At 72.8% G+C, this 26,263-nt stretch carries 25 protein-coding genes and 1 tRNA gene; 16 read left to right on the top strand and 10 right to left on the bottom strand.

Annotated features, from left to right (window positions below; genetic code table 11):
- The first annotated feature begins 120 nt into the window (after window positions 1-120).
- From R2E43_RS24170 to R2E43_RS24155, 4 genes are read left to right on the top strand one after another with little or no spacing between them, the layout of a single operon-like run.
- The gene (locus R2E43_RS24170) at window positions 121-1,110 is read left to right on the top strand and encodes a phosphatase PAP2 family protein (RefSeq protein ID WP_011028597.1); all 990 of its coding nucleotides are present in this window, start codon (window positions 121-123) and stop codon (window positions 1,108-1,110) included.
- Complete coding sequence (locus R2E43_RS24165; RefSeq protein WP_381789060.1) at window positions 1,007-2,245, top strand: hypothetical protein; 1,239 nt, start codon at window positions 1,007-1,009, stop codon at window positions 2,243-2,245. Before R2E43_RS24170 ends, R2E43_RS24165 begins: the two co-directional genes overlap by 104 nt.
- Window positions 2,236-3,969 carry a hypothetical protein gene (locus R2E43_RS24160; protein ID WP_332056553.1) on the top strand — a complete coding sequence of 578 codons (1,734 nt, stop codon included), beginning with the start codon at window positions 2,236-2,238 and terminating at the stop codon, window positions 3,967-3,969. Before R2E43_RS24165 ends, R2E43_RS24160 begins: the two co-directional genes overlap by 10 nt.
- Window positions 3,966-5,327, top strand: coding sequence for an AAA family ATPase (locus R2E43_RS24155; RefSeq protein ID WP_265697690.1), 1,362 nt, complete (start codon window positions 3,966-3,968; stop codon window positions 5,325-5,327). The genes R2E43_RS24160 and R2E43_RS24155 overlap by 4 nt, the downstream gene beginning before the upstream one ends.
- 305 nt (window positions 5,328-5,632) lie before the next feature.
- Here R2E43_RS24155 and R2E43_RS24150 read toward each other — a convergent pair whose 3' ends face one another.
- On the bottom strand, window positions 5,633-5,959 hold the full coding sequence (locus tag R2E43_RS24150) for an ArsR/SmtB family transcription factor (protein ID WP_003975989.1): 327 nt from the start codon (window positions 5,957-5,959) through the stop codon (window positions 5,633-5,635).
- Between the two features lie 91 nt (window positions 5,960-6,050).
- Here R2E43_RS24150 and R2E43_RS24145 point away from each other — a divergent pair, with 91 nt between their 5' ends.
- On the top strand, window positions 6,051-7,301 hold the full coding sequence (locus tag R2E43_RS24145; protein ID WP_003975988.1) for an MFS transporter: 1,251 nt from the start codon (window positions 6,051-6,053) through the stop codon (window positions 7,299-7,301).
- 61 nt (window positions 7,302-7,362) lie between these two features.
- Entirely contained in the window at window positions 7,363-7,929 is a 567-nt protein-coding gene (locus R2E43_RS24140) for a dihydrofolate reductase family protein (RefSeq protein ID WP_003975987.1), read from the top strand.
- Window positions 7,930-8,091: 162 nt separating this feature from the next.
- On the opposite strand, the gene R2E43_RS24135 is transcribed toward R2E43_RS24140, so the two are convergent.
- Window positions 8,092-8,949: a class I SAM-dependent methyltransferase gene (locus R2E43_RS24135; RefSeq protein ID WP_332056552.1), complete on the bottom strand. Its 858-nt coding sequence runs from the start codon at window positions 8,947-8,949 to the stop codon at window positions 8,092-8,094.
- Window positions 8,950-9,087: 138 nt separating this feature from the next.
- On the opposite strand from R2E43_RS24135, the gene R2E43_RS24130 reads away from it, so the two are divergent.
- The gene (locus tag R2E43_RS24130; protein WP_016326304.1) at window positions 9,088-9,681 is read left to right on the top strand and encodes a TetR/AcrR family transcriptional regulator; all 594 of its coding nucleotides are present in this window, start codon (window positions 9,088-9,090) and stop codon (window positions 9,679-9,681) included.
- A gap of 98 nt (window positions 9,682-9,779) precedes the next feature.
- Complete coding sequence (locus R2E43_RS24125) at window positions 9,780-10,880, top strand: LLM class flavin-dependent oxidoreductase (RefSeq protein ID WP_011028601.1); 1,101 nt, start codon at window positions 9,780-9,782, stop codon at window positions 10,878-10,880.
- Here R2E43_RS24125 and R2E43_RS24120 read toward each other — a convergent pair.
- Entirely contained in the window at window positions 10,856-12,760 is a 1,905-nt protein-coding gene (locus R2E43_RS24120; RefSeq protein ID WP_003975983.1) for a putative bifunctional diguanylate cyclase/phosphodiesterase, read from the bottom strand. The two genes, R2E43_RS24125 and R2E43_RS24120, sit on opposite strands and share 25 nt — an antisense overlap.
- 284 nt (window positions 12,761-13,044) lie before the next feature.
- Here R2E43_RS24120 and R2E43_RS24115 point away from each other — a divergent pair, with 284 nt between their 5' ends.
- Window positions 13,045-14,355 (top strand): M6 family metalloprotease domain-containing protein, encoded by a 1,311-nt coding sequence (locus tag R2E43_RS24115; RefSeq protein ID WP_011028602.1) that lies wholly within the window; start codon window positions 13,045-13,047, stop codon window positions 14,353-14,355.
- Between the two features lie 172 nt (window positions 14,356-14,527).
- On the opposite strand, the gene R2E43_RS24110 is transcribed toward R2E43_RS24115, so the two are convergent.
- The 6 genes from R2E43_RS24110 to R2E43_RS24085 all read right to left on the bottom strand — a co-directional run bounded on the left by R2E43_RS24110 (window position 14,528) and on the right by R2E43_RS24085 (window position 19,463).
- Window positions 14,528-14,601 (bottom strand) — tRNA-Lys (locus tag R2E43_RS24110).
- Window positions 14,592-15,206: a bifunctional DNA primase/polymerase gene (locus R2E43_RS24105; RefSeq protein WP_011028603.1), complete on the bottom strand. Its 615-nt coding sequence runs from the start codon at window positions 15,204-15,206 to the stop codon at window positions 14,592-14,594. The genes R2E43_RS24110 and R2E43_RS24105 overlap by 10 nt, the downstream gene beginning before the upstream one ends.
- A 141-nt stretch (window positions 15,207-15,347) precedes the next feature.
- Entirely contained in the window at window positions 15,348-15,695 is a 348-nt protein-coding gene (locus R2E43_RS24100) for a hypothetical protein (protein ID WP_003975980.1), read from the bottom strand.
- 151 nt (window positions 15,696-15,846) lie between these two features.
- Complete coding sequence (locus R2E43_RS24095) at window positions 15,847-17,412, bottom strand: pectate lyase family protein (protein ID WP_003975979.1); 1,566 nt, start codon at window positions 17,410-17,412, stop codon at window positions 15,847-15,849.
- A 420-nt stretch (window positions 17,413-17,832) separates the two neighbouring features.
- Window positions 17,833-18,564, bottom strand: a complete 732-nt coding sequence (locus tag R2E43_RS24090) for a maleate cis-trans isomerase family protein (protein ID WP_003975978.1) — start codon at window positions 18,562-18,564, stop codon at window positions 17,833-17,835.
- Window positions 18,561-19,463 carry a maleate cis-trans isomerase family protein gene (locus tag R2E43_RS24085; protein ID WP_003975977.1) on the bottom strand — a complete coding sequence of 301 codons (903 nt, stop codon included), beginning with the start codon at window positions 19,461-19,463 and terminating at the stop codon, window positions 18,561-18,563. Before R2E43_RS24085 ends, R2E43_RS24090 begins: the two co-directional genes overlap by 4 nt.
- Before the next feature lie 187 nt (window positions 19,464-19,650).
- On the opposite strand from R2E43_RS24085, the gene R2E43_RS24080 reads away from it, so the two are divergent.
- The 3 genes from R2E43_RS24080 to R2E43_RS24070 are packed head-to-tail and all read left to right on the top strand — an operon-like array spanning window position 19,651 to window position 22,568.
- Window positions 19,651-20,634: a D-2-hydroxyacid dehydrogenase gene (locus R2E43_RS24080; protein WP_003975976.1), complete on the top strand. Its 984-nt coding sequence runs from the start codon at window positions 19,651-19,653 to the stop codon at window positions 20,632-20,634.
- Window positions 20,635-20,670: 36 nt separating this feature from the next.
- Window positions 20,671-22,074 carry an amidase gene (locus tag R2E43_RS24075; protein ID WP_265697671.1) on the top strand — a complete coding sequence of 468 codons (1,404 nt, stop codon included), beginning with the start codon at window positions 20,671-20,673 and terminating at the stop codon, window positions 22,072-22,074.
- Window positions 22,071-22,568: a hypothetical protein gene (locus R2E43_RS24070; protein WP_332056551.1), complete on the top strand. Its 498-nt coding sequence runs from the start codon at window positions 22,071-22,073 to the stop codon at window positions 22,566-22,568. Before R2E43_RS24075 ends, R2E43_RS24070 begins: the two co-directional genes overlap by 4 nt.
- On the opposite strand, the gene R2E43_RS24065 is transcribed toward R2E43_RS24070, so the two are convergent.
- On the bottom strand, window positions 22,549-23,043 hold the full coding sequence (locus R2E43_RS24065; RefSeq protein ID WP_003975973.1) for a DUF3830 family protein: 495 nt from the start codon (window positions 23,041-23,043) through the stop codon (window positions 22,549-22,551). The two genes, R2E43_RS24070 and R2E43_RS24065, sit on opposite strands and share 20 nt — an antisense overlap.
- Window positions 23,044-23,150: 107 nt before the next feature.
- On the opposite strand from R2E43_RS24065, the gene ehuB reads away from it, so the two are divergent.
- Genes ehuB through ehuA form a run of 4 tightly spaced genes read left to right on the top strand, consistent with a single transcriptional unit; the run spans window position 23,151 to window position 26,200 of the window.
- Window positions 23,151-24,080: an ectoine/hydroxyectoine ABC transporter substrate-binding protein EhuB gene (gene ehuB / locus R2E43_RS24060; RefSeq protein ID WP_003975972.1), complete on the top strand. Its 930-nt coding sequence runs from the start codon at window positions 23,151-23,153 to the stop codon at window positions 24,078-24,080.
- A complete protein-coding gene (gene ehuC, locus R2E43_RS24055; protein ID WP_003975971.1) occupies window positions 24,077-24,778 on the top strand; it encodes an ectoine/hydroxyectoine ABC transporter permease subunit EhuC in 702 nt (233 codons plus the stop codon). The genes ehuB and ehuC overlap by 4 nt, the downstream gene beginning before the upstream one ends.
- On the top strand, window positions 24,775-25,425 hold the full coding sequence (ehuD, locus tag R2E43_RS24050) for an ectoine/hydroxyectoine ABC transporter permease subunit EhuD (protein ID WP_003975970.1): 651 nt from the start codon (window positions 24,775-24,777) through the stop codon (window positions 25,423-25,425). The genes ehuC and ehuD overlap by 4 nt, the downstream gene beginning before the upstream one ends.
- Entirely contained in the window at window positions 25,415-26,200 is a 786-nt protein-coding gene (ehuA, locus tag R2E43_RS24045; RefSeq protein ID WP_003975969.1) for an ectoine/hydroxyectoine ABC transporter ATP-binding protein EhuA, read from the top strand. Before ehuD ends, ehuA begins: the two co-directional genes overlap by 11 nt.
- The last annotated feature ends 63 nt before the right edge of the window (window positions 26,201-26,263 follow it).

The following is a 26,263-nucleotide window of genomic DNA, read 5'->3' as shown; positions in this document are numbered from 1 at the left end:
CGGTCCGAGGGCGCTTGGCCGAGGGGTCGCGGTGAGGCCGTAGAGTGGCTCGCCCGTGTCCGTCCAGGCGCACGAGTGACCGAGAAGCAGGTAGCGAAGAGAAGGGGGAGGGCGATCGGATTGCCGCACACCGAGACACCGGGCACCGAGGCGGCCCCGCACCCTCGGCTGCGCTGGTGGACCGAGCTGCCGCTCATCGTCCTCGTGTACGCCTGCTACAGCGCGGGACGCCTGCTCGTGCGGGGCGACGTCTCCGACGCCGTCGACCACGGCCTGGCCATCCTGGACATCGAGAAGGCGCTCCACCTCAACGCGGAGCACCCCCTCAACCGCCTCTTCACGCGCGAGCCCTGGATCGGCGTACCGGCGGACTTCTGGTACGCGTCGCTGCACTACGTGGTCACCCCGGCGATCCTCATCTGGCTCTTCCGCTCCCGCGCGGTGCGCTACCGGGCCGCCCGCACCTGGCTGATGACGTCCACGTTCATCGGTCTCATCGGCTTCACCCTGTTGCCGACCTGCCCGCCCCGGCTGCTGGACGCCGGTCACGGGTTCGTCGACACGATGGCCCAGTACAGCTCGTACGGCTGGTGGGGCGGCGAGGCGAGCGCTCCGCGCGGCCTGGGCGGGATGACCAACCAGTACGCGGCGATGCCGAGCCTGCACGTGGGCTGGGCGCTGTGGTGCGGGGTGATGCTGTGGCGCCACGGCGGCACGCGCACGGCCAAGGCGGCGGGTGTCGTCTACCCGCTGGTGACCACGATCGTGGTGATGGGCACCGCGAACCACTACTTCCTCGACGCCGTCGCCGGTGCGGCCGTGATGGCCGCGGGACTGCTGCTGACGCCGTTCGTGCTGCGTGCCGCGGCGCGGGTGCGGACCCGGCTCCCGGCCCGTTTCGCCCCGGCCGCGGCCGGCTCCGCGAACGCCGCCGTGCCCGCCCCGGCCCCCGCCCGGGACGGCGCGGGTTCCGTGAATGTCAGTGGTGGATGCCAGACTTCCGCGGGTGAGCGATTTCCACGGCAGCGCGAGCAGCGGTTCGGAGCCGGACCCGAGCCGGACCCCGCCCCCTCGGACGCGGGGGACGAGACTCCGGCACCGGCTCGCTGAGCTGCGCGGTCCCGACGTACCCGCCAAGGCGCTGGACGCCCGGGCCCTGGCCGCCCTCGCCGCCAACCCGGGGTGCCGTCGGCGCGCGATCCTCGACGGGGCGGGCGTGGACAAGGCGTCCCTGGCCAGTGCGCTGGGCTCACCGTCGGTCTTCGGGCAGTCCCAGTTCGCCTTCACACGGGGCAACGCCTTCGAGGCGAGGGTGAAGGCGGACGGCGGCGCCGAGTTGCTGCGGCTGGTGCACGAGAGGCTGGACCGGGGCGCCGAGCCCCCCGCCGAGGCTCCGGTGCGGGTGCCCGACCTGTCCGCGACCGGCCCTGAGGGGCGCGCGGCGCGGACGGCGCTGGCGTTGCGCGAGGCCACCGGCACACCCGGCGCGTGGACTCTGCTCGACCATCCGATGCTCGCCCTGGAGGTCGCCGGTTCCCCCGCGTTCCTGGAACCGGACGCCGTGGTGGTGCATCCGGACGGCGCTTGGACGGTCGTCGAGATCAAGTCCTTCCCCATGCTGGACGGCTCCGCCGATCCGGCGAAGGTCGGCGCCGCCGCGCGGCAGGCCGCGGTGTACGTGCTGGCCCTGGAGCGGGTCGCCGCCCGCCTCGATCCGGCCCCGCGCGTGCGCCACCGCGTCCTGCTCGTCTGCCCCAGGGACTTCTCCAACCTGCCCACCGCGTCCGCCGTCGACGTGCGCAAGCAGCGCGCCGTCACCGACCGCCAGCTGGCCCGGCTGACCCGCATCGAGGAGATCGCCGACGCGCTCCCGGAGGGCGTCTGCTTCTCCCCCGAGCTGCCGGCCGAGGAGCTGACGGCGGCGGTCGAGGCGGTCCCGGCGACGTACGCGCCCGAGTGCCTGTCCGCGTGCGAGCTGGCCTTCCACTGTCGCGCCCGGTCCCGCGAGGCCGGTGCGGTCACCAGCCTGGGCCGGCCGGTACGGGCCGAGCTGGGCGGTCTTTCCACGGTCGAGGACGTGCTGGCCGCGGCCCGCGGGGAGGCGGGTGACCCGGACGACCCGGCGGTTGCCGCGTTGCGCAGGGCGGCCCGGCTCCGTGCGGAGGCGCTCGCGACGGCCGGGGCGGGCGGCGGCGCGGCGGCGGACGGCGGTATCGGGGCCGGCGGGGTGTCCGCGTGTCACTGATCACCACCCTCGCCCGGCTGGAGGCCGTGCGCACCGGCCGGGCCCAGCCCGCCGCCACCGTCCGGCACCGGCACCTGTCGGACCGTCCGCTCGTCTTCGTGCCGCTGATCACCGCCGGTGAGGCCGGGGCCCCGCTCGGGGCGCTGGTCGGCACCGACCGGGACGCGCCGCACCTGCTGGTCGTGCCGCAGCCCCGCGACCGCGACCTGCGCTTCGCGTTCCTGGCCGAGCTGGCCGGCATCGTGCTGCCCCACGTCGAGGCGTACGCGGAGAGCGTCGAGGCCGCCGAGCGCACCGAGACCGACCCGGAGACGGGCAAGCGGGTCAAGGTCGAGGTCGACCTGTGCGCGGACGCCGCGCAGCTGGTCGTGCCGAGCCGCGCGGGCGTCGACTTCGTACGGCTGCTGGGCCGGTCCATGCGATTTCGGCGTACGGCGGAACAGGACCCGGAGACCCCGCACCCCGCGCCGCCGCGGGTGCCGCTGCTGGGCCGGTGGCTGACCCACTACGGCGAGCGGGCCCGCGTGCCCGGCTCCTCCCTCCTGCTCGCCATGACCGACCTGCTGGGCCGGCACTGGGCGACCGGGCAGTCCACGCTGGAGGACCAGCACCTGGGCGCCCTGCTGGCGTGGATCGCGCCGCAGGACCCGCCGCACCCGCGGGACTCGCATGAGCCGCCCCCGACCGGTGCGGAGGCCGCCCGCCGCGCGGAGCTGGCCCGCGACGCCGACGGCCAGCTGCTGTGCCCGCCCGCGGGCCCGGCGACCGACCCGGCCTTCGACAACAAGCTCCTCGCCCCCGCCATCGAGCGCTACGACCGCGCCCGCACGGCGCTGGCCGCCGCCGAGGACGGTCTGGAGGCCGACGACCGGCTCGGTGCTCTCACGGCCGCGGAGCGGGAGATCCGCGCCCTGGTCGAGAGCCGTACCCGGCCCACCTGGGACGCGGTGTGGCGGGGCCTGGACCTGCTGCGGGCGCTGCCCGAAGGGGCGCACGCCGAGGAGCGCTGGACCCGCGACCGCTGGTCGTTCACCTCCCACCGCGACCGCATCCTGGCCGGCGAGCCCCCGCAGCCGCGCCGCGACGACGCCGTGACGGCGGCGAACAAGCTGGCCACGCGCGAGCGCGAGCAGGCCCGTCTGGAAGCCCAGGAGGCGCTGGACGATCCGCTGGTGATGGCCGGGCGGCGGCTGTCCGGGGAGGCGTTCGCGGGCGAGGTCGTGGACGTGGTGATGGCGTACAGCGAGAGCAAGCGGCCCAGTCCGCGCCCGCTGGTCACCATCCGCACGGACGATCGCCCGTACCTGGGCGAGCGGGTGAAGGTCTACCGCTCGCTGGGCGGCAAGCCGCAGACGGCCGAGTACGTCGGACCGGCGGCCCCGGCCCGCGGCCCCGGCGGTCCCGGCGGCCCGGGCGGTCCCGGCGGCCCGGGCGGTCCCGGCGGCCCGGGCGGTCCCGGCGGTCCCGACGACGGGACCGGCACCGACGACGGCACGGTGGTGCTCAGGATCATGGACAAGATGGGCCGCGGCAAGGAGCCCGAGGCCGGGTCGGTGCCGGAGAAGGGCGACCTGGTCTGCTTCACGCTCTTCGAGCACGAGCAGCGGGGCGGCGCGAAGCTCCCCGACCCGGAGCAGACCCCGTGGACGCACGGCGGCCCGCCCGGTGAGTCGGCCGCGGTGCCGGAGGCCGCCGACGCCCAGACCGAGGAGGACGTGCTGTGACCGTCGAGGCCCTCTCCGCATCCGCCCCCGCGTCCTTCGACCCGGGCGCGGAGGCCGCCCGCGCCACCGCGGCGATCCTCCACGACACCCTGCACGGCACGGAGCGCGGCGTCGTCGTCGACTCCCCGCCCGGCGCCGGGAAGTCCACGCTCGTGGTGCGGGCGGCGCTGGAGCTGGCCGAGGCGGGCCGCCCCCTGATGGTGGTGGCGCAGACCAACGCCCAGGTGGACGACCTGGTGCTGCGCCTGGCAGAGAAGAACCCGGACCTCCCGGTGGGCCGCCTGCACAGCAGTGACGCCGACCCGTACGACAAGGCGCTCGACGCGCTGGCCAACGTCCGCAAGTCGGCGAAGGCCGCCGATCTCGCCGGGCAGGCCGTCGTGCTGTCCACGGCGGCGAAGTGGGCGCACGTGAAGGTGGACGAGCCGTGGCGGCACGCGATCGTCGACGAGGCGTACCAGATGCGCTCGGACTCCCTGCTCGCGGTCGCCGGACTCTTCGAGCGGGCGCTGTTCGTGGGCGACCCCGGTCAGCTGGACCCGTTCGCCACGGTGGGCAGCGAGCAGTGGGCGGGCCTGGCCTACGACCCGTCGTCCTCGGCCGTGACGACCCTCCTCGCCCACAACTCGGGCCTGCCCCAGCACCGTCTCCCGGTCTCCTGGCGGCTCCCGGCGTCGGCGGCCCGCCTGGTCTCGGACGCCTTCTACCCGTACACGCCGTTCCGCAGCGGCACGGGCCACGGCGACCGGAGCCTGGCCTTCGCGGTGCCGTCGGACGGCTCGGGTCCCGACCGGGTGATCGACGAGGCCGCCGCCTCGGGCTGGGGCCTGCTGGAGCTTCCGGCCCGGCACACCCCGCGCACCGACCCGGAGGCGGTGCGGGCGGTGGCGGCGGTGGTCCGGCGCCTCCTCGACCGTGAGGGCCGGGCGACCTCCGAGCGCTCGCCCGACCCCGCTCCCCTCACCGCCGCCCGCATCGCCGTCGGCACCGCGCACCGGGACCAGGCGGCGGCGGTCCGCGCGGAGCTGGCCGGCCTGGGCGTGCACGACGTGACCGTGGACACGGCCAACCGCCTCCAGGGCCGCGAGTACGACGTCACGGTCGTCCTGCACCCGCTCTCCGGCCGCCCCGACGCCACCGCCTTCCACCTGGAGACCGGCCGCCTGTGCGTCCTGACCTCCCGGCACCGGCACGCGTGCATCGTGGTCTGCCGCGAGGGCGTCGGCGATCTGCTGGACGACTACCCGTCCACGGAACCGGTCCAGCTGGGCACGCTGGTGAAGTTCCCGGACGGCTGGGAGGCGAACCACTCGGTGCTGGCCCATCTCGCGGAGCACCGGGCGGCCTGGCGGCCCTGACGGAGGAGTACCGGTGACCGGCGAACGGACGCGGGAGACGTCCGGCGGCACCGGGTCACCCGGGCCGGGTTGGTGAACCGGCCCGGCACCACCGTCGCCGCCGGGTCCCGCGCTCTCGTCGCCGCGTCGACACCGCACGACACGACGGGGCCGTTGCCACCGCCCCGTCGGCGCGGTCGGCACGGCCGCCGGGGCGCGCGCGATCCGCTCGCCGCCGTCGTCGATGGTCCGCGTGCGGTCGACGACGGCGAACAGCTCACTCGCGACGAGCTCGTCGATACACCGGCGACGGCTCCGCGCCGCCTTCAGTCCTGCCGGGCCAGCGCCCCCATCAGCGCGTCCAGCAGACCGGGGGCCGCCTCCTGCAAGGCGTCACGCCGCAAGCGGTGGCCCCGGGAGGGGCCGACCATGACCGGACGGAAGGCGCCCGCCTCCACCAGGATCTTGAAGTGGTGGGTCGCGGTGGACTTGTTCAGGCCCTCGTAGAGGTCGGAGCAGGGCGCTTCACCGGCCGGATCCGCCGCCAGGCGGCGGACCATCTCCAGGCGTACCGGATCCGCGAGTGCGCGCAGCAGTTTCTGGACCGCGGCGACGGGCGGCAACTGGTCGGAAGGGATCTCCCAGGGCGGCATCAGGCACCACCAAGTTTGACGAGCATCATACTTCTCCCTAGCATCCTCGAAGTACGACGCACATCATACTTCTCTTTCCCCTGGAGTCCTCGTGCGGGAACTCTCCCAGGGCCGCCGCCCCCAGTCATGGAGCTATCCGGCCCTCCTCGTCCTCCTCATGCTCGGGCAGGCGACCTCCGCCATCCCCTCACCGCTCTACTCCCTGTACGCCGAGAAGTGGGACTACCCTCCCGTTCTCACCACCGTCGTCTTCGCCGCCTACGGGGCCGTCGCGGTCGTCGCGATCCTCCTGTCCGGCGCCCTCTCCGACCGGTACGGCCGCCGGCCCGTGCTCCTCGTCGCCGTCCTGCTGCTGCTCGCCGGGCTCGCCGTCTTCGTGTTCGCCGCAGGACCCGCGTACCTCGTCGTGGCCCGGATGCTCAACGGCCTGGGCATCGGCGCGATCGTCGTGGTCGGCGGAGCCGCCCTGCTGGACGTGCGCCCCGAGCGGGCGGCACGCAGCGGGACGCTGACCGCCATCGCGTTCAACATCGGTATCGCCGCCGCCGCACTCGGCACCGCGGCCCTCGCCCAGACCGGCTTCCACCCCTTGCTCCTGCCGTACCTCACCGACGCGCTGATCGGCCTCGTCCTGCTGGTCCTCCTCCTGGTGATGCGCGAACCGCACCCGTCCCCCGGTACGGCGACCGTGGGGATCCCACGCCCGCACGTGCCCAAGGAGATGCGCGGACGCTTCACCTTCTCCGTGCTCGGCGCCGGTGCCGCCTGGGCGGTGCTCGGGGTCTGCTTCTCACTGGAGCCGTCGATCGCCGCCGACGCCGCGAACGTGGACGGCCCGTTCTTCGGCGGCGTCGTCATCGCGGCCGTGACCCTCGCCGCCGCCTGCACACAGATCCTCAGCGCCCGCCGTCCGGCACGCACGGTCGCACTCGTCGGCGACACCGCGCTCGCCGTGCTCATGCTGGCCGGAGTGGGTGCCTTCGCCACCGGCAACGCCGTCGTCATCGTCGTCGCCGTCGCCCTCCAGGGCGGCGCCTACGGGCTCGCCTTCGGCGGCTCCCTGCGCCACCTCACCGCCGGCATCCCCGCCGAACGGCGCGGGGCCGTCATGTCGATGTTCTACCTGCTCGCGTACGGCGCCCTCGTCACGCCCACCCTCCTCGTCGGCGTCGGCGCGACCGTCTGGGCCGACACCACGGTCTTCTTCGTCTTCTCCGTGCTCACGGCGCTGCTCTGCTTCTCCGCCGTGGTCGTCGAGCGGGTAAGGGAACGCCGGCGCCGGCCCGCCGAGGCCGTACCGGCGCCGGGAACGGACGTACGGGAGGCGAGCACCGCCGACTGACCGGCGCCCGCCCGTTCGTGGCCGTACTGTCGGAACCGGGCGGCTACCGAGGAGGCTTCCGTTGCGCAGAGTGACCTATTCGATGAACGTGTCCCTCGACGGCTACATCGTCGACCCGCACGGCGCCATCGACTGGGCGGACCCGGCCGAGGAGGTCTTCCGGTTCTGGACCGACGAGATCCGCGAGACCGGCGCCCACCTGCTGGGGCGGCGCCTGTACGAGACGATGCTGTACTGGGAGACCGCCGACCGGGACGAGTCGCTCGACGCCGCGGAGCTGGAGTGGGCCGCGCTGTGGAAGGCGCTCCCGAAGGTGGTGTTCTCCAGGACGCTGACGACGGTGCAGGGCACCAACACGCGCCTGGCCTCCGGCACCCTGGCGGAGGAGATCGAGCGCCTGCGGGCCGAGCCCGGCGACGGCGACATCGCGATCGGCGCCGCGACCCTCGCCGCCGAGGCGGCCGCCTCGGACCTGATCGACGAGTACCGGACCATGGTCCACCCGGTTCTGGTCGGCGGCGGCACCCCCTTCTTCCCCCACCACGGGCGCCGGGTGAACCTCGAACTCGTCGAGAGCCGCACCTTCGGCTCCCACGTCGCCTACCTCCGCCACCGGGTGACCCACTGACCCGCCCCGTCAGTCCACCCCCAACTTGCACCACACGTAATCCTGGTGACCTGCTCCCCGAATCGGGCGAACGCCGAACTGCCCTGTCCGACCGCACGCGATTTCGGTGCAACTCGCACACCGTCGTCGAGCAAGGGCTCAGGCGCCGGCGCGGTCACCCGGTCATGCGGTGGCGGCCGGGCGGGTCGCCGTGGTCAGCCAGGACGTGCTGAGGAGCCGGACCGTGCCGTCAGCCGCCTCGTGCGTGCGCAGATGGTCCGTCAGGATGCCGCGGGCGCGGGCCCGCGCGGTCGGGTCGGCCCGTTCCATGAGGTGGCGGCCGGGGCCCGTGCCCAGGAGGAACTCCGCCGCGTCCTCGGCGTCCCGCCCCCACGTCCCGTGCGCCTGGACTTGGTTGACGTCGATGCCGGCGAAACCCGCCGCGGTGAGGACGTCGCCGATGCGGTCCGGGGCGGCCAGGGAGAGCATGCCGGGCAGCCCGGGCTGTCCGAAGTCGCCCACCGGCAGGACCTCGCGCAGTGACGCCATCGCCGTGACCCAGCCGTTCAGCGCCGCGTCGGCCGGGCAGACGAACGCCAGGCGTCCGCCGGGCCGCAGCGCCCGGCCGACGTTGCCGAAGGCGGCCACGGGGTCGGCGAAGAACATCACCCCGTAGCGGCTGACCGCCGCGTCGAACGCCCCCGCCCCGAAGGGGTGCACCTGCGCGTCGCCCTGCGCGAAGGAGACGTTCGCGACGCCTTCCCGCTCGGCGCGGCTCCTGGCCTCGGCCAGCATCGGGCCGGACAGGTCGAGACCCAGCACGTGTCCTCGGGGCGCCCGCAGCGCGGCGCGCCGCGTGGTCTGGCCCGAGCCGCAGCCGAGGTCGAGGACCCGGTCTTCTCCGGTGATGCCGGCGGCGTCGAGGAGGGGCTCGTCGAAGCCCTCGTTCACGGCGTTCCAGCGGTCCTGGTTGCGCGCCCAGTGGGCTCCCTCAGGTCCGTTCCACGCTTGAGCCTGCTCGGTGTTGACGATGTCCGGCACAGGTGCCTCCCGGGCGAACGACAGAGAATGGGCGTGCGCCCAAATCGTATGGGCAAGTGCCCAAACCCCGCAATCCCCGGTACCATCCACGGGGTCGAGCCCAGCCGGGGCGACCGATCCGGGACGAATGAGAGGCCCATGGCACCGCGCGGAGTGGCGACACCGGACGTACGCGAGCGGCTCTTCGCGGCGGCCGAGCGCATCGTGGAGCGGGACGGCCCCGGCGCACTCACCAGCCGGGCGGTCACCACCGAAGCGGGCTGCGCCAAGGGGCTGCTGCACGCGCACTTCGCCGGGTTCGACGAATTCGTGGCCGAGCTGTGCCTGGACCGGTTCGCGAAGACGGCGACGAAGGCGCGGGCCCTGTCGGGGATCGCCGGGCAGGGCGCGGTGGAGCACAACCTGAACACCGTCGCTCTCGCCCTGTTCGACTCCGGCGGCCTCGCCCTGTCCGGCCTCGCCATGACCCGCCCGGCCGCCGCGCTGGGCATCCGCGAGGCGCTGGAGAAGGGCGCACCGGGCTTCACCGCGATCCAGGACGCGATCGCCGACTACCTGGAGGCCGAGCGGGAGCTGGGCCGCGTGGCGCGGACCGTCGACCCGCCCTCGGTGGCCCTCGCCGTCGTCGGCACCGCCCACCATCTCCTGATGACCGGCCGGCCGGACGCACCCGACCCGCGCCCGCTGGTGACCCGCCTGATCGCCACGCTGGTCAACGCCCCGGCGTCGTGAGCCGCCGGGAATAACCGGAGACCCCCTCCTGTTACCTCGCGAAGCGACCCACGTACGACCGCGTGTACGACCACGTCAAGCACAGGAGGCACCCCACCATGCCCGCAGACGCCGCAGAGGAGATCCGGGGCACCGCCCACGGCACCGCTCCCGTCCCCCTCTCCGTACTGGACCTGGTGACCGTCGGGGCCGGCCGGACCGCCACCGATGCCCTGCGGACCGGCGTGGACATCGTGCGGCTCGCCGAGGCCCGCGGCTTTCAGCGCTACTGGGTCGCCGAGCACCACTCCATGCCCGGCGTCGCCTCGTCCTCCCCCGCGGTCATCCTGGCCCACCTGGCGGCCCACACCGACCGCATCCGGCTCGGGTCCGGCGGCGTCATGCTGCCCAACCACGCGCCGCTCGTCATCGCGGAGCAGTTCGGGACGCTGGAGGCGATGGCGCCGGGGCGCGTCGACCTCGGGCTCGGCCGGGCACCCGGCACCGACGGGGCCACCGCCGCCGCCCTGCGCCGCACCGACCGGCTGAACGAGGGCGCCGACGACTTCCCGCAGCAGCTCGCCGAGCTGATCCGGTTCCTGGACGACGACTTCCCGGACGGGCACCCGTACGCCCGTATCCACGCCGTGCCGGGCCCCGTGCAGGCCACCTCGCCCGGGGGCGTGCAGTCGGCGCACCGGCCGCCGGTGTGGCTGCTCGGGTCCTCCGGGTTCAGCGCGCGGCTGGCCGGCACCCTCGGGCTGCCGTTCGCCTTCGCGCACCACTTCTCGGCGCAGAACACGATCCCGGCGCTCGACCTGTACCGCGAGTCCTTCCGGCCGTCCGCCGTCCTGGACGCGCCGTACGCCCTCATCGGCGTCTCCGCGCTCGCCACCGACGACGAGAAGGAGGCCCGCAGGCAGGTGCTGGCGGCCGCGCTGAACATGGTCCGGCTGCGCACCGGCCGCCCGGGGCTGGTGCCGACGCCGGAGGAGGCCGAGGCGTACGACTTCAGCCCGATGGAGCAGGACTTCATCCAGTCCTGGAACGCCAACGTCATCCACGGCACCGCCGACGAGGTGCGCTCCGGCCTCGACGACCTGCACAAGCGCACCGGCGCCGACGAGCTGATGCTCACCGCCAACGCCCACGGCGGCGACGTACGCCTGCGCTCCTACGAGCTGATCGCCGACGCCTACGGGTTGCCGACGCCCGCCTGAACCCCGGCGGGGCCGCCGGGTCCCGCGTGGCCCAGCAGCGCGGAGATGCGGTCCGGTGCCACCGGCCGGGAGTAGAGCCAGCCCTGGCCTGTGTCGCAGCCGATGCGGCGCAGCCGGGTCGCCTGGGCCGAGGTCTCCACGCACTCGGCGGTGACCGTCAGGCCGAGGCGGTGGGCGAGCTGGACCATCGCCTCGACGATGACCTCGTCGGCCGGGTTGGCGCCCCCGGCACCGCAGGCCGCGGCGTCGGACACGGCGTCGTACTGGAAGCCCCGGACGAACGCGCCGTCCAGCTTCAGCACCGAGACCGGCAGCCGGCTGAGGTAGGCCAGGTTCGAGTAGCCGGTGCCGAAGTCGTCGATGGCGATGTGGACGCCCATGTCGCTGAGCGCCTTGAGGACCTGGAGCGGGCGCCCGGCCGAGCCCATCACCGCCGACTCCGTCAGCTCCAGCTGGAGCAGCTCCGGGGCCAGGCCCGTCTCCTCCAGGGTGCGGGCCACGTCCGCCACCAGGTCGGAGTCCCAGACCTGGCGGACCGCCACGTTGACGCTGACGAAGATCGGCGGCTCGTCCGGGTGGGCCAGCTGCCAGCGGCGGGCCTGGTGGCAGGCGGTGCGCAGGATCCAGCGGCCGAGGGGAACGATCGAGCCATCCTCCTCCGCCAGTGCGATGAACCGATTCGGCGCCAGTACGCCGAACTGAGGATGATTCCAGCGGATGAGCGCCTCGACGCCCCGCACCCGGCCGTCCTCCATGCCGACCAGCGGCTGGTACTCGAGGGCGAACTCGCCGCGTTCGATGGCCGGGCGGAGCGTGGCGGCCAGCGCCTGGCGGGTCATGCGGTTGGCGTTGCGCTCGGGGTCGAACAGGGTCCAGCGGGCCCGGCCGTCCGCCTTGGCCCAGTACAGGGTGGTGTCGGCGGCCTGCATCAGGGCGGTGGGGGTGGTGCCGGCGGTGTGGCGTTCGACGACGCCGACCGAGGCGGTGACCGAAAGGCGCCGGTCGGAGAGTTCGAACGGCGGCTGGAGGGCCGCGAGGACCGCCCCGGCCAGGTCGGCGAGCTGGTCGGTGCCGGTGGAGTCCTCCACCAGGAGGGCGAACTCGTCACCGCCGAGCCGGGCCACCAGCGGGGCGCCGGACCGGGCGTGGGCCGCCTCCTCCGCACACCTGGTGAGCCGTTCGGCCACGGCGGCCAGCAACCGGTCGCCGACGCGGTGGCCGTGGGTGTCGTTGACGGCCTTGAAGCCGTCCAGGTCCAGGTAGCAGACGCCGATCCGGCCGGTGCCGCCATGCTCGTACGACTCGGCCTCCAGCGCGGCGGTCAGTCGTTCGAAGAACAGGGCGCGGTTGGGCAGCCGGGTCACCGGGTCGTGCATCTGGAGGTGGCGCAGCCGGGCCTGGAGTTCGCGCCGGGCGCTCACGTCGGCGACGGAGAGCAGCAGTCCCGGGGCGTCCCCGTCCCCGGAGCCCCCGGAGCCCCCGGGACCGGCCAGCGGCTCGACCGTCACCTGCGCCCACAGGGAGTGTCCGTCGGCCCGCTTCAGCCGTCTGGTGCAGCGCAGCCGGGGCCGGTGGCCGCGCAGCACCTCGCGGTACGCGTGCCAGGTGCCGGCGTCGGAGGCGAGGTCGACGAGGTCGGCCGCCACGGACCCGGCCAGCGCGTCCGGGTCCGTGCCCAGCAGGGTGCCCAGGGTGTCGTTGGCGCTGACGACCAGGCCCTCGGCGTCGACGACGGCCATGGCGAGCGGGGCCGTGGTGAACACCGACCGGTAGGCCGGGGGCTCCGTACGCACGGCACGAGGAGCCAGGCCTTCATCACTCTCTGTAATGGCCGGGCCGAGATCCGCTGCGGGCGCCGGCCCTTCGGAGGTTCCGTTCACCGCTCGCTCCCGCAGTGCCTCGATCTCTGTTCGTGCTCTGTTCGTGCAGGAAAGTGTGCCGATCATAGAGGCTGACACCGGGCCCTTCCAGCCGCCGTTCCGCGCTCCGGGCCGAGCGACCCCTCCGGCAGATCGTTTCTGCTCACACCTGGACGGGTCCGTCACCCCTCCGACCAGTTGTGACGTTCCGTGAGTGTCTTCGAGGCGTCGCCCGGGAGAACACCTGCGAAATCCCGGACGGCTCACCCATCCGGTGCACGCGAACAGGGCGTAATACGACAATCATGCACAAGCTGGGTGCGGTGTCCCGTCAACCGCGTCCGGAGGTCCATGTGCCGCGCCAGCTCCCCCGGACCAGGCTGCGCAGCACCGCCGCGGTGTGCACCACGATGTCGGCGCTCGCCGCGACCTCCCTGATCACCGCGCCGTCGGTCGCCGAGCCCTTCTCCCCGGAGCCCTGCGCGCTCCAGCGCACCGCCGTGCACCACTCCGAGGGCCTGGACACCTGGAACGCCACCTATCCGCGGCCCGCCCGCACCCTGGACGCGGTGATGGTGTTCCTGTCCTTCCCGGACTCCCAGCCGCTGACGGCACCGGCCGAACTCGCCGCCGACCACTTCCCCGCCACCGGCGACTTCTTCCGGCGTGCCTCCTACGGCGCCTTCACGCTCCGCCCGCACCCGCTGCGGGACTGGATCCGGATGCCGAGCCCGTCGACGTCGTACGCCATACGGCGCGACTGGAGCCCGGAGCACCGGGCGGCCTACCTGCGCGACGCGCTGACCGCGGCCGACCGGTACGTCGACTTCTCCCGGTACGACGTCGTCTACTTCGTCGCGGACCCGGACGCGCCCGGGGTGGACTCCGACGCCACGAAGGTCGTCAACCTGGACACCCCGCTGCGGGCGGACGGCACGGACATCCGGCGGGTCGTCACGGTCTTCGAGAACCATCCGCCGGACCGGCTGGTGCTGGCCCACGAGACGGGGCACGTCTTCGACCTGCCGGACCTGTACCACCGGCCGGCGGACGGCGAGGGCGACTGGGACACGCACGTCGGCGACTGGGACCTGATGGGCAGCCAGTTCGGACTCTCCCCGGACCTGTTCGGCTGGCACAAGTGGAAGCTGGGCTGGCTGCGGCCCCGGCAGGTGGCCTGCGTGCGGGGCAGCGAACCGACCCGGCTGACGCTGGAGCCGCTGGGCGCGGGCCCCGGGGTGGTGGTGACCGGCGCCGCGGGCGCGCCGGCCTTCGGCCTCGGGCGGGGCACGAAGCTGGCGGTGGTGCGTACGGGGGCGGGCAGCGCGCTCGCCTTCGAGGTGCGCACGCCGGTCGGCAACGACGCGGCGTCCTGCCGCGCGGGGGTGCTGGTGTACCGGGTGCACAGCGGGGCGGAGTCGGGTGGCGGGCCGATCGAGGTCGTCGACGCCCACCCGGACACCGAGGCCTGCTGGGCCGACTCGGTCTACCCGCCGCTCGCCGACGCCCCCGTATCCCTCGGCGAAAGCTTCACGGTCCCCGGCGACGGCGTACGGGTAGAGGTCGAGGACCGCACGGAATCAGGCACCTGGACCGTACAGATCACCCCCGGGTGACCCGCCCCCGCCCCCCGGCCCACGCAGACTCTTGGGCAAGCCCTCACCCCCGGGCCACCCGGCCGGGGGGTGTGGGTGGCGAAGCCCCCACACCGCGCGGCGAAGCCGCGCAAAAACAACGATGGCGAGGCCGGTTCGCGCTTTCCGCGAACACGCCTCGCCATCGCCAACGTGCGCCGCCAGGGACTCGAACCCCGGACCCGCTGATTAAGAGTCAGCTGCTCTAACCAACTGAGCTAGCGGCGCCTGCTGACGTCGTAGACCTTAGCATCCTGGTCGGCGGGAGGAAAAATCGAAATCCGCACCGCCGCGCGGGCCGCCCGCACGGCCGCCCAGAGCATGATCTCCGGGCCGGGCAGCCACGGCCGGCGGGTGTCCGGCGCCACGAGCCAGCGGGATCCGGAGCGCGGTGGCGCGTCCGCGGGGGCGGCGGGGCCCGCCGGTGCCGGTACGGTCACCGCGTCCCCGGCGCCGTGGCACAGCAGCGGCGGCACCGCTCCCGCACGGCCGCCCTCCCGGCCGCGGGTGCTCCACTCCTCCCAGTCGAGCAGCGACGGCAGCCGCTGGGCGGTGCCCGGGGCGGCGAACAGCAGCATCCGGCCGCGGAACTCCGCCACCGGGCCCGAACCGGGGCCGTCGTCCCACAGCCGGTCCAGCATCCGGCGGCCGAAGATCGCGGGAGCGCTCACCACGTCGAAGGTGGAGCCGCAGGGCAGGACGACCGGGGCCTCGGGCCGCTCCTCCCAGAGCGCGAGCGTGCTGCGCGGGTACGCGCCCGCCGAGGCCAGCCAGGCGGCGCCGTCCGAGGTGACGTCCGAGGCATGGGGCGTGGCGTTGCGTGTGCTGCTCATACCGCAGATGTCTACCCGGCGTGAGGGCCCCGCTCCGCTGGGTTGCGGGAAACCGGGACACGGCGGCCGGGAGGGGAGTATCTTGCCCAGCCTTCTGGCATATGCCCTCCGACTCTCCGGCCCCCCGCCCGCTCCTCGGGCTCACTCGGCCGATTCGCCGCGCATCAGGTCCTGGCCGAACTCCACCATCTTCTTGGCGTAGTCCTCGGTCCACTCCGCGCGTTCGGCGATGTCCGCGGCCGTCAGCCGGTCGAACCGCCTCGGATCGGCCAGCTGCGCCGCCGCGATCGCCTGGAACTCCATCGCCCGGTCCGCCGCCGCGCGGAACGCGTGCGTCAGCTCGGTGGCCCGTTCGAGCAGGGCCCGGGGGTCGTCGATCGACTCGAGGTCGAAGAAGTGCTCGGGATCGGCGGCCGCCTCCGCCGGCTCGAAGAGCAGGGGCGCGGGGCGTAGCCGCGGTTCGTGCCGACGCGGCGTGGGCTCCGCCATGTCTTCTCCTCCTCGTGCGTGACGACGGCCCGTCCCCGGGGTGCGGGGTCACTCCGGTGGAGTGGGCCACCGTCCATTGTCCCGCGCCCGCGCAAGAGGGCGGGGCGTGCCCGGAGCCGCGATCCGGACACGCCCCGCCCGCCCGGCGGGGTCAGCCCGCGTACGTCTCGAACTCGGCGATCTTCGGGGTGCCGGAGGCGCCGGTGATCTCGAAGGTGATCTTCTCCAGCGAGACCGGGGAGAAGCCGATCACGCCCGCCCCGCTGCCGGAGGCCAGGACGGCGCCGGTGTCGTGGTTGACGACGCGGTAGGAGCCGACGGTGCCCTCGGAGCCCGCCGCCTCACGGATGTTGATCTTGCCGACGGTGGTGGCGGAGGACCACTTCACGGAGATGGAGCCGGTCGTGCCGGCCGGGGACCAGTACGTGCCGAGGTCGCCGTCGCGCACGTTGCCGTAGCTGGTGCCGCTCGCCTTGGACGAGCCGTCGGAGCCCGCCCCGACGCTCAGGTTGGTCCCGCTCGGCGGGTCGGTCGGGTCCGGGTCGGTCGGATCCGTCGGGTCCGGGTCGGTCGGGTCCGGGTCGGTGGGGTCGGTCGGGTCCGGGCTCTGCGGGGTGCAGCTGCCGTCCGAGACCTTCAGGCCCTTGTTCGCGCCCGCCGTGCCGCTCACCACGGACGGCACGCAGGAGGCGTCGTCGAGGCCGTAGGAGTACGGGATGGACACCGTGGTGTTGGACTGCGGGTCGGGGCCGGCCGGGTTGTTGTCCCCGCCGGGCTCGGACCAGGTCACGTTGTCGAAGATGTTGCCGCTGACCTGCCAGAAGCCGGCCGCGTCGGTGTAGAAGGTGCCGAGGACGTCCTTGGAGTCCTCGAAGTAGTTGTTGTCGACCTTGGCCTTGGCGCCGGCGCGGGAGTTGATGCCCGACTTGTTCAGGCTCACGTAGTGGTTGTTGTACATGTGGGCCGTGCCGCCGCGCAGCAGGGGTGCGCGGGAGTCGATGTTCTCGTACAGGTTGTGGTGGAAGGTGACGTACCCGTTCGAGGTGTCGCTCTCGCTGGACCCGATCAGCCCGCCCCGGCCGGAGTTGCGCAGGACGCTGTAGGACAGGGTGACGTACTGGGTGTTGTCCTTCATGTCGAAGAGGCCGTCGTAGCCCTCCGACTCCCCGCCGGAGGCCTCCAGGGTGGAGTGGTCGACCCAGACGTTGCGGACGTCGCTCTCCATGCCGATGGCGTCGCCGCCGTTGGACGTGGGCGAGCCGGACTTCTTGACGTTCCGGACGGTCACGTTCTGGATGATGATGTTGCTGGACTCCCGGATGTGGATGCCCAGCTGGTCGAAGACGGCGCCGTTCCCGACCCCGACGATCGTGATGTTGCTGACCTGCTTCAGCTCGATCCTGTCGGCCGCGGTGTTGCAGCTGTCGCCCGACACCTTGCTGGTGTTGCCGTGGTTGATGGTGCCCTCGACCTCGATGGTGATCGGGGTGCTGCTGTCGGCCCGGCCGCACAGGGCCTCGTGGATCGCGGTGCCGGTGGTGGCCCGGACGGTCTGCCCGCCCGCGCCGCCGGTCGTGCCGCCGTTCTGGGTCGCGTAGCCGGTGGCGCCGCCGGCCGCTGCCGCCGCCTCGGGCATCGTCAGCACCACACCGGCCGCGGCCGCGAGGGCCAGTGTGCCCAGTGCCGCTTGGAGTCGCAGCGCGACTGGTCGTCTCATCCTCGGTCTCCCCATTCGCCTTCACATGCCGGAACGGAAGCCATGGCGTGATCATGTCAATCACACGATGGCGGAAAGCGCTTTCTCGGCGTGAGAATAGGGGGAGCTTCGAGTGCTGACAAGGGTTCAGGTGCGTAACTCACGGTTCAGATCTACGACTTCCATCCATCTACCTGAACAAGCGCCGCTCGATGTGCACCCCGGCCCGAGCTGCGGTACGATCATCTTGCCTGATCACGGGGGCCAACTCCCCGCAGCAGGCAGTGCGTTGGTGGTCCAAGGAAAGACGCCCCACTTCCCGTGGGGAAATGCAGGTGCAAGGCCTGCCCAGCGCTCGACGAGAACCCCGGTTCCGCTCACGCGGGACCGGGGTTCTTCCGTGCGGCGGGCCTGCCGTGACCCGCCGCGGACCGCCTCACCTCAGGCCTGCACCACCGGCTCCCGGGTGAACAGCGCGCCCAGTTCCGGCGCGTTGACCCGCCGGTCGGCCAGGCGCAGCCCCTCCCAGATCGTGACCTGGTTGGCGGTGAGGACCGGCTTGCCCAGCTCCTTCTCCAGGGCCGGGATGTGCGCCGCCGTGTGCAGGGCCGTGTCCGGGAGGAGCACCGCCTCCACGTCCGGACGGTCGGCCGCGCGGGCCAGCGCCAGCACCTCCGCCTCGGTCCAGGTGCCGACCTCCGCCGCCGTGATGATGCCCGAGCTGACGACGTCGGCCACCTCGATGCCGGCGGCGCCGAGGAAGTCCCCGAAGAGCCGCGCCACGTCGTCGGGATAGGTCGCGCCGATCGAGACCCGCCGCACCCCCAGCTCCTTCGCCGCGTGCACGAAGGCGAAGGAGGTGGACGAGGCCGGCAGGCCGGCCGCCTGGGCCAGGGCCCGCACCTGTGCGTGGGCGCCGTCCCAGCCGTGCACGAAGCTGCCGCTGGTGCAGGCCCACACCACGGCGTCGGCGCCGGCCAGCCGCAGCTCGGCCACCCCCGCCTCCAGCCGCCGCGGCGAGCCCATCTCGAGGAGCGCGTCCACCCGGTGGGCGTCCTCGCCGATGTCCGTGTGCACCAGGTCCACCCGGATGTCGCTGCCCAGGAGCTGCTCGATGCGTGGGTAGTCGTCCTCGCCGGAGTGGCCCGGGTACAGGAATCCCAGTGCTGTCATGTCCACCCTTCCTGCTGCTGTTCCGTGTCCGGGACGTCACCGACGCCCGGCATGTCCACCGCGGCGGGTCCGACCGGGCCCGCCACCGCGGGGTCGACGGGGCCCGGGGGCCCCACCACCGCGGGACCCACCGCGCCCGTCGCCGCGGGGCCGAGGCGCGCGGCCGGATCGGTCAGCGCCTGGTACGGCCCCACCGCAGGGGTACCCAGTCGGCGCAGCGCCGCCCACATCGTCACTTGGTTGGCCGAGATCACCGGGATCCGCAGCTCCGCCTCCAGCTGGGGGATCACGTCGTAGGTGGGGAGGTTGGTGCAGGAGATGAACAGGGCGTCCGCCGCTCCCGGTGCGGGTACGGCCTGGCGGGCCATGTCGGCCACGTCGCGGTACGGCACCTTCCAGATGTGCCGGGTGAGCCCCATGAAGGCGCAGCCCGTGACGGTGACGCCCGCCTCGGCGACGTACGCCTCCAGCGCCCGGGTCACGGACACGGTGTACGGCGTCACCAGCGCGACCCGGCGCACGCCCAGCTCGGCCAGCGCGTCGAGCAGGGCGCCGGAGGTGGTGACGGACGGGACCGCGCCCGCCCAGGTCATCGCCTCGCACATGGCGCGTTCCCCGGCGATGCCGCCGACGAAGCTGCCCGAGGTGCAGGCGTAGGCGACGACCTCGGGGGCGATGGCGTTGAGGGTGCGCACCGCCTCGCCGAGGGTTTCGTGCTCGCTGACCATCCGGGCGAGGTCCAGACTGACCTCGACGGGCACGAAGGGGGTCCGTGTCATGTGCAGTGACACGTCGTCGGGCACCCATCGCCACAGCTCGCGATCGAGTGCGAAGTCGAAGGGGGCGACCACGCCGACCCCGCGTTGCGGAGCTGGTCCGCCGAGAAAGGAGATGTCCATGGCACGCACCGGCCTCACACGGAGAAAGGGGAGGGCAACGCACCGTTACGCACGGCCGTGTTGACGAAGGTAGGTTCCGGTGCGAGCGTGGTCAATCCGCCCGCATCACTCCCAGGTCAACAGCCGGTTAACTTCCGCGTCAACACCTGAACCGCCCCCGCTTCCACCGACCGGAGACAGGCCGCCGATGACCACGTCCCCGCGCACACCCGCGCCCGCGCCGACTCCCCCGCCGACCCTCCTCGTCCTGGACGCCGAACCGCCGCCCCGGCTGGGCCGGCTGACCGGCCGGGCCCGCATCGAGCACGCCGACGCGGCGACGCTGGCGGAGCGGCTGCCGCACGCCGACGTGCTGCTGGTGTGGGACTTCGCCTCGCACGCGGTGCGCGAGGCGTGGCCGGGCGGCGGTCCGCGACCGCGCTGGGTGCACACGGCGAGCGCCGGCGTGGACCATCTGATGTGCCCGGAGCTGGCCGAGTCGGACACGGTGGTGACCAACGCGCGCGGGGTCTTCGACCGGCCGATCGCCGAGTACGTCGCCGCGCTCGTCCTGGCGATGGCCAAGGACCTGCCCACCACGCTGCGCCTCCAGGGCGAGCGCACCTGGCGGCACCGCGAGTCGACGCGGGTGGCCGGAACGCGCGCCTGCGTGGTGGGCTCCGGCCCGATCGGCCGGGCGATCGCGAGCACGCTGGAGGCGCTCGGCATCACCACCGCGCTGGCCGGCCGCACCGCACGCCCGGGTGTGCACGGCCCGGAGGACCTGGACCGGCTGCTGGCCGGGGCCGACTGGGTGGTGGCGGCGGCGCCGCTCACCGACGACACGCGCGGCATGTTCGACGCCCGGCGGTTCGCTCTGCTGCGCCCCTCCGCCCGGTTCGTGAACGTGGGGCGGGGCCAGCTGGTCGTCGAGGACGACCTGGTCGAGGCGCTGGCCGCGCGCCGGATCGCGGGCGCCGCGCTGGACGTGCTGAGCCACGAGCCGCTGAGCCCGGACAGTGCCCTGTGGGAGGTGCCGGGGCTGATCGTCTCGCCGCACATGAGCGGGGACACGATCGGCTGGCGGGACGAACTGGGTGCGCAGTTCGTGGAGTTGTTCGAGAGCTGGGCGGCGGGCGGACCGCTGGCCAACGTGGTCGACAAGAAGCGTGGATACGTGCCCGGACACTGACGTCGCCGACGTCACCGACCCGCGGGAGGGTGCCGCATGACCGACCTCACCGAGCTGACTGCCGTACAGCTCGTCGACGGCTACCGCAAGGGCGCGTTCAGCCCCGTTGAGGCGACCCGGGCCGTGCTGGAGCGGGCCGAACGGATCCAGCCGGAGGTGAACGCGTTCGTCCGGCTGACCGGCGAGGAGGCGCTGGACCAGGCCCGGCGGGCCGAGGAGCGGTGGCGCCGCGGGGAACCGTGCGGGCGTCTGGACGGGGTGCCGGTCACGGTGAAGGACATCCTGCTGACCCGCGGTCAGCCGACCCTGCGCGGCTCCCGGGCCGTCTCCCCGGACGGCCCCTGGGACGAGGACGCGCCGTCCGTGGCGCGGCTGCGCGAGCACGGCGCGGTGTTCGTCGGCAAGACCACCACGCCCGAGTACGGCTGGAAGGGCGTGACGGACTCGCCCCTGTCCGGCGTGACGCGGAATCCGCACGATCCCTCCCGCACCGCGGGCGGTTCCAGCGGGGGCGCGGCGGCGGCGGTGGCGCTCGGGGCGGGGCCGCTGGCGCTGGGCACGGACGGCGGCGGCAGCGTGCGCATCCCGGCGTCCTTCTGCGGCATCTTCGGCCTGAAACCGACGTACGGCCGGGTGCCGCTGTATCCGGCGAGCGCGTTCGGCACCCTCGCGCACGTCGGTCCGATGACCCGGGACGCGGCGGACGCGGCGCTGATGCTGGACGTCGTCGGCACCCCGGACGCCCGGGACTGGTCGGCGCTGGGCCCGGCGTCCGGGTCGTACACCGAGGTCCTGTCGGGCGGGGTGCGGGGGCTGCGGGTGGCGTACTCGCCCACACTCGGCGGGCAGGTGGCGGTGCGTCCGGCGGTGGCCGGTGCGGTGCGGCGGGCGGTGGAGCGGCTGGCGGAGCTGGGCGCGTACGTGACGGAGGCCGACCCCGACTTCACGGACCCGGTGGACGCCTTCCACACCCTGTGGTTCAGCGGGGCGGCGCGGGTGGTGCAGCACCTGCGGGCGGGGCAGCGGGAGCTGCTGGACCCGGGGCTGCGGGAGATCGTGGGGGCGGGGGCGCGGTACTCGGCGCTGGACTATCTGGCGGCGGTGGACGTGCGGATGGAGCTGGGGCGGCGGATGGGCGTGTTCCACGGGTCGTACGACCTGCTGGTGACGCCGACGTTGCCGGTCACGGCGTTCGAGGCGGGGGTGGAGGTGCCGAAGGGGTCGGGGTACCGGCGGTGGACGGGGTGGACGCCGTTCACGTATCCGTTCAACCTGACGCAGCAGCCGGCCGCGACGGTGCCGGTGGGGACCGACGGCGACGGGCTGCCCGTCGGCCTCCAGATCGTCGCGGCCCGGCACCGCGACGACCTGGTCCTGCGGACCGCGCACGCGCTGTACGGGGCGGAGACCGCCCTCGTGACCGCGCGGAGCGCCGGTTGAGCGCGGAGACGGTCATCGCCGTGGCCGCCACGGTCATCGCGCTCGGATCGCTGTGGGTCAGCTGGGCCCAGACCAGGGCGGCCCGGCTGCACAACCGGCAGTCGGTCAGACCCCTGCTGCGGATCCGGCGGATACGCCAGGACGACGTGGTCGGGCTGAAGCTCGTCAACGCCGGGCTGGGTCCTGCCGTCGTGACGCGCAGCGTGGTGCGCCTGGACGGCGCGGCGGCCGGGGAGTGGAACCGGGAGGTCAAGGGGGCGCTCTTCACCCCCGAACTGTGGCCGAAGACGTACTCCCTGAGGGCGGGCTCCGTCGTGCTCGCCGGGCAGGAGACGTTCCTGGTGCTCCTGGACCGGTCCAGGAGCACCGGTTCCGACCGGCTCCAGGAGTTCTGGGGCCTGATCGACCGGCGGCTCGTCATCGAGGTCGAGTACGAGTCGCTGTACGGCGGCGAAGGGTTCTCCGTGTCGTCGGCTACGCCCGGCGGAAGCTGAGCGTCTCCCCCGCCGCTCCCGTGCGCCACAGGTCGTTGCAGGCCTCGGCCATGGTGTCGAGGCCCTCGGTGATGCGGCCCCAGACGGTGCCGGGGACCCAGCCGACGTCGCCGTTGAGCAGCAGGTTGTTGCGCTCGTAGAAGAGCGCGAGGTCGACGAGGGTGGTGCCGGGGCGGACCTCGCGGTCGTAGCCGTACGCCTTCGTGCCCAGTTCGGCGCCCGCGAAGGCGAAATAGCACAGGTCGCCCGGAATGGGCGTTACCGTCGGATTCTCCAGCGGGGGTTCGGATGTCGCGAAGGGCGGAAACAGGGCGTAGATCTCATTGCGGGCGTATTTGGCGTGGTACACGTCGCCGCCGAGGGGGAGCGCGTCCCAGACGGCCGCGCAGGTGATCGGGGCCCGGTCGTCGAGCAGTTGGGCCGTGCAGGTGATTCCGCGCTTGACCAGCGAGACTTCGATGTAGCGATCAGCCATGCCCTCCATGGCAGTGCCCCGCGGCCTCGCGGTCAAGGGTGCCGGGCCGATGTATCGGACTGAAAAAGATCGGCATAACCTGCCCGCCTTCGGGTAGCTGCGCGCCCATGGCTCCACCACACAGAACCCCTCCATGGGGTATATCCGACCAAAGGCCCAGGACAGCCGGGCCCACTCGCCGGTCGCTGCTCGCGGGGGTCGCGGCGCTCGGCGCGCTGGGGGCGGCCGGCTGCTCGCGGGTGGCCACCGCCTCCGACGTGAAGGGAGGCGACCTGCTCGACCGGCTGCGGGCCCAGGGCGTGGCCCGGCTCGGCATCGCGGGTGAGGTCCCCTTCGGGTACATCGACAAGAACGGCGAGTTGACCGGCGAGGCCCCGGAGCTGGCCAAGGTCATCTTCAAGCGACTCGGAGTGGACCGGGTGCAGCCCGTGCCGACGGAGTTCGGCTCGCTCATCCCGGGCCTGGCGTCCCAGCAGTTCGACGTCGTGGCGGCCGGGATGTACATCAACCCCGACCGCTGCCAGCAGGTCATCTTCTCCGACCCCGACTACCAGATGCTCGACGCGTACATCGTGCGCAAGGGCAATCCGCTCGGGCTGCACAACTACCGGGACGTCGTCAAGAAGAAGGCCAAGTTCGCGACCGGCACCGGCTACGCCGAGATCGCCTACGCGGTGGAGCACGGGTACAAGGAGGACGACATCCTGATCGTCCCCGACCAGGTGGCCGGACTCAACGCCGTCGAGTCCGGGCGCGTGGACGTCTTCGCGGGGACCGCGCTGACCGTCCGTGACGTGGTGAAGAAGTCCAGCAAGGCCGAGGCGACCGAGGCCTTCGCGCCGCTGGTCGACGGCAAGCCCCACGTCGACGGCGGCGGCTTCGCCTTCCGTCCGGACGAGACCAACCTGCGGGACGCCTTCAACGTCGAGCTCCAGAAGCTCAAGAAGAGCGGCGAACTGCTGCGCATCCTCAAGCCCTTCGGTTTCACCCAGAACGAGATGACCGATCTGACCGCGAAGGAGCTCTGCGGCGGATGACCTCGGGACTGTGGGAACTCGTACTCCAGGGCGTCTGGGTCACCGTCCAGCTGCTCTTCTTCAGCTCGTTGCTGGCGACGGCCGTCTCCTTCGTGGTCGGCATCGCGCGCAGCCACCGGCTGTGGATCGTCCGCTTCCTCGCGGGCTTCTACACCGAGGTGTTCCGCGGCACCTCGGCGCTGGTGATGATCTTCTGGGTCTTCTTCGTGCTGCCGCCCGCCTTCGGCTGGCAGCTGGTGCCGATGTGGGCGGGCACGCTGGCGCTCGGCCTGACCTACGGGGCGTACGGCTCCGAGATCGTGCGCGGCTCGCTGGCCGCGGTCGACCCGGCGCAGAAGGAGGGCGGCATCGCGCTCAGCTTCACGCCCTGGCAGCGGATGAAGCTGATCCTGCTGCCGCAGGCGGTGCCGGAGATGATCCCGCCGTTCTCCAACCTGCTGATCGAGCTGCTCAAGGGCACCGCCCTGGTGTCGATCATGGGCATGGGGGACCTGGCCTTCAGCGCCAACCTGGTGCGCCTGGCGTTGCAGGAGAGCGCGGAGATCTACACGTACGTCCTGCTGATCTACTTCGTGATCGCGTTCCTGCTCACGCGGGTGATGCGCGGCCTGGAGAAGAAGCTGAAGGCGGGCGTCGGAAAGGCGCCGAAGAAGAAGACGGCGGCCGTGCGCGTGCCTGAGGGAAGTGGTGTGTCGTGAAATGGGACTGGAGCGCGGTCTCCGACTTCATGCCGCACTTCTGGGACGGGCTGCTGGTCACCCTGCAGATCCTGGTCCTCGGCTCGCTGGTCTCGTTCGGCCTCGGCCTGGTGTGGGCGCTGCTGATGCGGGTGCCGAGCCGCTGGGTGACCTGGCCGGTCGGTGTGGTCACCGAGTTCGTCCGCAACACCCCGCTGCTGGTGCAGCTGTTCTTCCTGTTCTACGTGCTGCCCGAGTGGAACATCACCTTCTCGGCGCTCACCACCGGTGTGGTCGCCATCGGGCTGCACTACTCGACGTACACGATGCAGGTCTACCGGGCCGGTATCGAGGGGGTGCCGGTCGGCCAGTGGGAGGCCGCGACGGCGCTGAACCTGCCGATGCGGCGCACCTGGACGGCGGTCATCCTGCCGCAGGCGATCCGCCGGGTGACCCCCGCCCTCGGCAACTACGTGATCTCCATGCTGAAGGACACGCCGCTGCTGATGGCGATCACGGTGCTGGAGATGCTCGGCGAGGCGCGGCTGTTCTCGCAGCAGAACTTCCAGTTCACCGAGCCCCTGACGGTGATCGGCGTGGCCTTCATCGTCATCTCCTACCTGGCCTCCCTTGCCCTGCGAGCCCTGGAGCGACGCCTTGCCCACTGACACTCTTCCCAACCCCGAGAAAAGCCCCGAGCGCAGCTCCGGCGAGCTGATCCGCCTGGAGCAGGTCACCAAGCGGTTCGGGGACAACACCGTCCTGGACCACCTGGACTTCTCCGTCGACGCCGGCAAGCACGTCACCCTGATCGGCCCGTCCGGTTCGGGCAAGACGACGATCCTCAGGCTGCTGATGACGCTCCTCAAGCCCGACGAGGGCACGATCACCGTGGACGGGCAGAAGCTCTTCCCGGCGACCGAGAAGGAGCGGCGCGAGGTCCGCAAGCAGATCGGGATGGTGTTCCAGCAGTTCAACCTGTTCCCGAACATGAGCGTCCTGCGCAACATCACCGAGGCGCCGGTCACGGTCCTCGGGATGCCCAAGGACGAGGCCGTGGAGCGGGCCAAGGGCCTGCTCGACATGGTGGGCCTGGCCGACAAGTGCGACGCCCGGCCGGCCCAGCTCTCCGGCGGCCAGCAGCAGCGGGTGGCGATCGCCCGGGCGCTGGCGATGCGTCCGAAGGTGCTGCTGCTCGACGAGGTGACCTCGGCGCTCGACCCGGAGCTGGTCGCGGGCGTCCTGGACCTGCTGCGGGACATCGCCCGCAGCACGGACATCACCATGCTGTGCGTGACCCACGAGATGAACTTCGCCCGGGACATCTCGGACCAGGTCCTGATGTTCGACTCGGGCCGGGTCATCGAGGCCGGCGCGCCGGAGAAGATCTTCAGCGAGCCGGAGCACGACCGGACGCGGGAGTTTCTCAGCGCCGTCCTGTAATTGCGCGGCGCGGCCGCCCCAACGTCCGAGGTCGGGACGTTGGGGCAGGCCATCGGCATATGC

The organism is Streptomyces violaceoruber, assembly GCF_033406955.1.
Lineage (GTDB): Bacteria > Actinomycetota > Actinomycetes > Streptomycetales > Streptomycetaceae > Streptomyces > Streptomyces violaceoruber.
Note: the sequence above shows the minus strand (reverse complement) of the source record. Positions and strands in the feature narration are given on the sequence as shown.

What these genes read in the sequence shown, in the direction of transcription:
- R2E43_RS24150 (WP_003975989.1), bottom strand. Translation starts at nt 5,959, where the DNA reads ATGCCGCCCTGGGAGATCCCTTCCGACCAGTTGCCGCCCGTCGCCGCG.
- R2E43_RS24130 (WP_016326304.1), top strand. Translation starts at nt 9,088, where the DNA reads ATGGCACCGCGCGGAGTGGCGACACCGGACGTACGCGAGCGGCTCTTC.
- R2E43_RS24125 (WP_011028601.1), top strand. Translation starts at nt 9,780, where the DNA reads ATGCCCGCAGACGCCGCAGAGGAGATCCGGGGCACCGCCCACGGCACC.
- R2E43_RS24115 (WP_011028602.1), top strand. Translation starts at nt 13,045, where the DNA reads ATGCACAAGCTGGGTGCGGTGTCCCGTCAACCGCGTCCGGAGGTCCAT.
- R2E43_RS24105 (WP_011028603.1), bottom strand. Translation starts at nt 15,206, where the DNA reads ATGAGCAGCACACGCAACGCCACGCCCCATGCCTCGGACGTCACCTCG.
- R2E43_RS24100 (WP_003975980.1), bottom strand. Translation starts at nt 15,695, where the DNA reads ATGGCGGAGCCCACGCCGCGTCGGCACGAACCGCGGCTACGCCCCGCG.
- R2E43_RS24095 (WP_003975979.1), bottom strand. Translation starts at nt 17,412, where the DNA reads ATGAGACGACCAGTCGCGCTGCGACTCCAAGCGGCACTGGGCACACTG.
- R2E43_RS24090 (WP_003975978.1), bottom strand. Translation starts at nt 18,564, where the DNA reads ATGACAGCACTGGGATTCCTGTACCCGGGCCACTCCGGCGAGGACGAC.
- R2E43_RS24085 (WP_003975977.1), bottom strand. Translation starts at nt 19,463, where the DNA reads ATGGACATCTCCTTTCTCGGCGGACCAGCTCCGCAACGCGGGGTCGGC.
- R2E43_RS24080 (WP_003975976.1), top strand. Translation starts at nt 19,651, where the DNA reads ATGACCACGTCCCCGCGCACACCCGCGCCCGCGCCGACTCCCCCGCCG.
- R2E43_RS24075 (WP_265697671.1), top strand. Translation starts at nt 20,671, where the DNA reads ATGACCGACCTCACCGAGCTGACTGCCGTACAGCTCGTCGACGGCTAC.
- R2E43_RS24065 (WP_003975973.1), bottom strand. Translation starts at nt 23,043, where the DNA reads ATGGCTGATCGCTACATCGAAGTCTCGCTGGTCAAGCGCGGAATCACC.
- ehuB (WP_003975972.1), top strand. Translation starts at nt 23,151, where the DNA reads ATGGCTCCACCACACAGAACCCCTCCATGGGGTATATCCGACCAAAGG.
- ehuC (WP_003975971.1), top strand. Translation starts at nt 24,077, where the DNA reads ATGACCTCGGGACTGTGGGAACTCGTACTCCAGGGCGTCTGGGTCACC.